Below are 1,246 nucleotides of genomic sequence, written 5' to 3'. Positions count from 1 at the left end.
GTCACCGGCTGGTCCGCCGGGATCGCGTCCAGCAGCTCCAGCTTGAACTTCTCGCCCAGCTTCTCAAACCGGGCGCGCGCCTCCTCCCGGCTCACCTCCTCGCGCACGAAGGGCCGGTCGGCCTTCACGATCTCGGCCATCCGCTTTTCGATCGCGGCCAGGTCGTCCGGCGTGAACGGCTGCTCGCGATGGAAGTCGTAGTAGAAGCCGTTCTCGATCGATGGGCCGATCGTCACCTGGGTGCCGGGGAACAGGTCCTGGACCGCCTCGGCCATGACGTGGGCCGTGTCGTGGCGCAGGAGCGGCCCGGCCTCGGGGTCGCCCGCCGTGATGATCCGGATCCTGGCATCCTGCTCGATCGGCCGCGCCAGGTCGCGCAGTTCGCCGTCCACCTCGATTGCCAGCGCCTTCTTGGCTAGGCTCTTGGCAATCGATGCAGCCACCTCCAGGCCGGTCGGCGGAGTCTCGAAGCTGCGCGTGGCCCCGTCCGGCAGGGTGATCGCCACCCCGCGGCGCTCCGCGTGCCTGTTCGATTCCGCCATCATGCTCATCGTCGAGAACCTTGCCTTCCGCTCCGGCGCGAATCTGCCACCTGCGACACAGATGGGCAGCACACCGGGCGAACGGCATGGGTGCATGCCAGCTTCGATGTCAAGCCGTGGCGATGCGTGGCAATGCTGCCGCGACCTCGTCCACGCCGAGTGCGGTGAGCGGCTCGCGCTGCAGCCAGGGCTCGTCCGGCCAGCCGGGCGCGCTGCGCAAAGGCGTGGACGCCCCGGAGAACAAGGTGAGCACCGGGCAGGGGGCCGCCGCGATCAGGTGCATGGGCCCGGTATCGTTGCCCACGGCGAACAAGGCGCGGCGGGCCAGCGCCGCGATCTGGCCGAAGCTGGTGCGCCCGCCCAGGTCGATCGCCGCCGGGCACTCCTCCTTGATGGTGCGGATCGCGTCGGCTTCGGCCGCCGTGCCGATCAGCACCGGCCGGATGCCCAGCGCCAGCAGATAGGTGGCGAGCTCGCCGTAATGGCGGGCCGGCCAGCGCTTGTCCGGCCGGTGCGGCGCGCAGCCGGGGACCAGGAGAGCGAAGTCGCCGTCCGGCAGGAGATGGTCGACCTCGCCGTCCAGGAAGCCGAGCCTAGGCGGCGGCACGTCCGTGATCCCGGCCTGAGCGAGCTGGCCGGCCAAGCGCGCCACGGTGTGGATCCGCTCGCGGTCCGGCTGGCGGTCCGGATGCGAGCAGCCCTTG

Annotated in this window: 2 protein-coding genes; both read right to left on the bottom strand. The window is 70.9% G+C overall.

Annotation, left to right across the window (positions count from 1 at the left end; all coding sequences use genetic code 11):
- The coding region (locus EQG76_RS03375; RefSeq protein WP_235031189.1) for a TGS domain-containing protein at nucleotides 1-551 on the bottom strand (551 nt) is incomplete at its 3' end.
- Nucleotides 552-651: 100 nt separating this feature from the next.
- The coding region (locus EQG76_RS03370; protein ID WP_200840523.1) for a glycosyltransferase family 9 protein at nucleotides 652-1,246 on the bottom strand (595 nt) is incomplete at its 5' end.

This window comes from Geminicoccus flavidas (assembly GCF_009806515.1).
In the GTDB taxonomy this organism is placed as follows: domain Bacteria; phylum Pseudomonadota; class Alphaproteobacteria; order Geminicoccales; family Geminicoccaceae; genus Geminicoccus; species Geminicoccus flavidus.
Note: the sequence above shows the minus strand (reverse complement) of the source record. Positions and strands in the feature narration are given on the sequence as shown.